2 protein-coding genes and 1 pseudogene are annotated in these 3,823 nt (G+C 57.8%); 2 read left to right on the top strand and 1 reads right to left on the bottom strand.

Annotation, left to right across the window (positions count from 1 at the left end; genetic code table 11):
- Together ABYV26_RS22640 and ABYV26_RS22645 are read left to right on the top strand one after the other, a co-directional pair.
- A pseudogene (locus tag ABYV26_RS22640) lies at positions 1–762 on the top strand (hypothetical protein); the annotation flags it as partial.
- Positions 759–1,421 (top strand): potassium channel family protein, encoded by a 663-nt coding sequence (locus ABYV26_RS22645; RefSeq protein WP_372683626.1) that lies wholly within the window; start codon positions 759–761, stop codon positions 1,419–1,421. The pseudogene ABYV26_RS22640 and the gene ABYV26_RS22645, both read left to right, overlap by 4 nt.
- Before the next feature lie 2,040 nt (positions 1,422–3,461).
- Here the strand turns inward: ABYV26_RS22645 and ABYV26_RS22650 are convergent.
- Complete coding sequence (locus tag ABYV26_RS22650; RefSeq protein ID WP_372683627.1) at positions 3,462–3,818, bottom strand: hypothetical protein; 357 nt, start codon at positions 3,816–3,818, stop codon at positions 3,462–3,464.
- Between the last annotated feature and the right edge of the window lie 5 nt (positions 3,819–3,823).

The raw sequence follows: 3,823 nt of genomic DNA on the forward strand, positions 1-3,823 counted from the left end.
CGCCAACACCAGGACGAGATCCAAAACTTCGCCGCGGCGCATGGTTTTTTGGAGCTGCCGGATCGCTCCGGTGCGCACATCGACTGTCAAATCATCGACACCGGCCGATTGAATGGGGTGGAACTTCACCCGGAGCTCAACATCAGCGTGCCCGAATCGGCAGATACCGCCCCGGTCATCCTGGTGGTCGATTATGCTTTCGGGGCCCAAGCCTTCGAAATCATGGAAAATCTGTTGGACTCGTATAGCAAGAACGGCTCATCCGTCGCCTTCGACTTCAGCTCCATCTCCATTATGGGCAAGGCTGGCATCCTGACCGGCGACAAGGGAGACATCATGCTGGCCACGGCCCACGTATTCGAAGGCACCTCGGACAACTACCGGGTCGACAACGATTTCCGGGCGTCGGATTTTCCTGAAACGGAGAGCGTATTCGTAGGCCCTATGGTCACCGTCCTGGGCACCTCCCTGCAGAATCGGGACATGCTCGAAAAATTTCAGTCGGACTGGAAGACTATCGGATTGGAAATGGAGGGAGGCCATTTTCAGCGGGCGATCAGTGCGGCGATCATCAAAGGCAACGCCCGTGAAGACATGCCGGTACGCTATGCCTACTATGCATCGGACAACCCGATCAAAACGGGAAGCACCCTGGCCGCTGGCGCCATGGGCAAGGAGGGCGTCAAGCCCACCTACCTGATCACCAAAGTCATCCTAGAAAAAATAATGGGCAACCGTTGCGCCTGGACACCTAAGCGATGAAACTGAAAAATCTGCCGCGTAACAATGTCATCCTGCTGGTCTGCCTATTGGCCCTGATCATCTTGTTTCCCCTTTTCAAAGCGAAAAATTCCTTGCTAAAGGACCTGCTGCTGACCGCCATTTTCTTCTCAGGTATTTTCTCGCTGGATTTCTCTGCCAAATCGTTGAAGATACTGCTCCCGCTGGGCTCGCTGACGGCAGCCACCTCGTGGATCGGCCATTTTGTCGGGAGTGAACGTATTTACCTGATCGATTTTATTACCACTTTTCTCTTCCTGGCAGCCATTGTGGTACTGATGGTCCGTCACATCGCCCGCAGCCGGAACGTTTCGCCCACCATCATCCTCAGTTCCATCAACGGATACCTGCTGCTCGGTGTGCTCAGCGCGACGTTATTGGCTATTTCAGATGTGGTGCATCACTATTTTTCTCCGGGAAGCCCAGCCATCATTTTCCCCGGTGGGAGCGCGCCGCAGTTTAACGATTACCTCTATTTCGGTTTCGTGACCCTGACCACCCTGGGCTATGGAGACGTTACGCCGGTCTACCACCTGGCACGATCCATGACGGTGCTCATCGCCATCACCGGCCAGCTATACATGACCATCCTGATCGCCATGCTGGTGGGCAAATATCTGGCCCGATCCGAAGGAAAATAGATGCGTCACACCCGTAAACTTCTCATGGTCAGTCTGGTGTGCGCCAGCCTGGTCATGGCCCTGCTGCTGACCGCCGTCCTGGCCACCCACCTGCTGGCCAACCGCGAGATGGTCAAATCGTTCATCATCAGCAAGACTGCCCAGGCCACGGGCGGCGCATTGGTTTATGACCGTCTGGACATCAGCTTTCTACCGCTGCCCCATTTGAAGGCCCGGGAGATTCATCTGCGTCGGCAGAATGCATTCGAGGTCACCGCCCAGGAGTTGTCGGTCTACCCCAGGCTCCTGCCCCTCCTGAAAGGCCGAGTGAGCATCCGCCGGCTTGCCCTGATTGCCCCGGACGTAAAGGTTCGTTTGGCTTCGAACCCGATGAAGATCACGGATCCACCTAAGGAGGGAACGGGCATTTCCCGTGGAGATGGCGTCCGGAGGGCCGTTGGAAGTCTATTCGGCGCCTCAGGGGCCATTGACTCGGGAACGGATCTACGGATCGAGGGTGGAACGGTCACCCTGGTGTTCACCGGCGCTCCGGATCTTCGGATTGGCGACATCCATGCCCTGGTCGAAAATGACGACGGCGAGCTGTCGCTGAGCCTGCAATGCCGATCAGACCTGACCGGCAAGCTGAAGGCCAGCGCCAACGCGGACATCGAAGCGATGCGTGCCAGGGGACACATCTCCGCCACCAACATCAATGTCCGCCCCCTGTTGATCCATGCCGCCCTGCCCGGCGGCATCACCACCGACGATACCCGGGCAGCGGTGGAGGCCGATTTCACCGTCGGCGGACCCGAAACGGTTAATGGCCGGTTTGACCTTAAGATTCCATTTCTGAGGGTCATGCGCAGGGACTTGAAGCTAGATCTGAACACGGTCGCCGTTTCTGGCGCCGTAGACTATGCTGGCGGGAGTCTGTCCGTTTCGATCAACGCCCTCAAATCTGTCCAGCCGGCGCTGGATATTTCTGCCGCTGCCAACATCCGTCCCGAGGGCGCTACCGGCAGGTCCGCCGTCGAGGTGCGCGCCACCGCCCATCGTTTGGATGTGGCTGTGGCCGGTGCGGTCGCCCGTGCCATCGCCGGCGACCTGGATGAGATCCGGACGGCATTTTCGGTTGCCAAAGCAGGGCAGTTGTCCAACGCCTCCTATTTTGCCGGATTCGATATCGATGAAACTGGATGGCAGCTGAACAAAATGAAGGCGGCAGGCCACCTGTCCCGGGGGGTGGTCACCATCCCGGGCATCGATGCCGACCTTGAAGGCATGGCCGGTGAGGTCATATACGAAGACCGGCACGCGGCATTCAAGAATGTCAGCGGCCGGTTCCAGGGCGCCACATTCAAAGGACTCGATGCCGCCATCGATTGGGATGCAGCATCGACCCTGATGATATCGAGCCGCTCGGTGGCGGTCGATGCACAACCGCTTTTTACCTGGCTGACCTCATTTGAAGGACTGGACAGGGTCAAAACCTATATCGATGGGGCTACCGGAACCGCCAGCGTGTCAAATTTGCAAATCAGCGGCCCGCTCACGGAACCGGCAAAGTGGTCTTTCGAGATTTCAGGCACACCGGAAACGATTCGGTTGAACAGTCCTCTGCTGCCATTTGAGTTTCGGCTCTCCGGTGGCAAGATCACTTACCGTCCCGGGAATGAGCGGGCAGAGGGTGTAAAGATAGAATTCCTGGACAGCGCCTTCGTCTCATCATACGAGGCCAAAGGCATCGTCAGCCCTGACTCCGCAGCCTGGCGTATCGACGGTTCCTTGGGGCAAGAGGCCATCGCGTGGCTGAGCACGAGGTTGCCCCTCCCCAGGCATATAGAGATAAAGGCGCCGGTCGAGCTGTCCGGTGTCAACATCGGTTGGTCGAATAGGCGGACGTTCTCCTTTATGGGAGAAATGAAGACTGCCGGCGGCGTCGACCTGTTTGCGGATGTTAGCGTCTCTCCGCACGACTGGAATATTCGACGGATTCGGTTCGCCGACGGCAGTTCACGGGCAACCGCCTCCGCGCGCCAAAGCGCCGACGGAATCGAATTAAGGTTTTCCGGCAACATGGAGAAAAAAACCGCCGATAGCCTTCTTGAAAACAACCAGACCCTGTCGGGCCGCCTCGAGGGAGATTTTCTGGCCGTTATCGATACCCGTAGGCCGCTGAAGTCTTCGTTTACCGGGAAGCTGGCGGGCGAAGGATTGCATATCCTCAAGCTGCTCTCCAGCCCTGTCGACGTAACCCGATTTGCCATCGAGGGCAGCGGCGGCCAGTTGAAGATCCAGCCTGGCCAGGGCGGCAGCACCCCCTTTCTCATTTAAGCCGTTTAGTCTGAGCTCATTGATCCAAACCTCCGTGCAGAGATCCAGGCCATCATCGGCCCGGTTGCGAATTCCGATCATGATGC

It is taken from the genome of Desulfosarcina sp. (genome assembly GCF_041551955.1).
Taxonomy (GTDB): domain Bacteria; phylum Desulfobacterota; class Desulfobacteria; order Desulfobacterales; family Desulfosarcinaceae; genus Desulfosarcina.

What these genes read in the sequence shown, in the direction of transcription:
- ABYV26_RS22650 (WP_372683627.1), bottom strand. Translation starts at nt 3,818, where the DNA reads ATGATCGGAATTCGCAACCGGGCCGATGATGGCCTGGATCTCTGCACG.
- ABYV26_RS22645 (WP_372683626.1), top strand. Translation starts at nt 759, where the DNA reads ATGAAACTGAAAAATCTGCCGCGTAACAATGTCATCCTGCTGGTCTGC.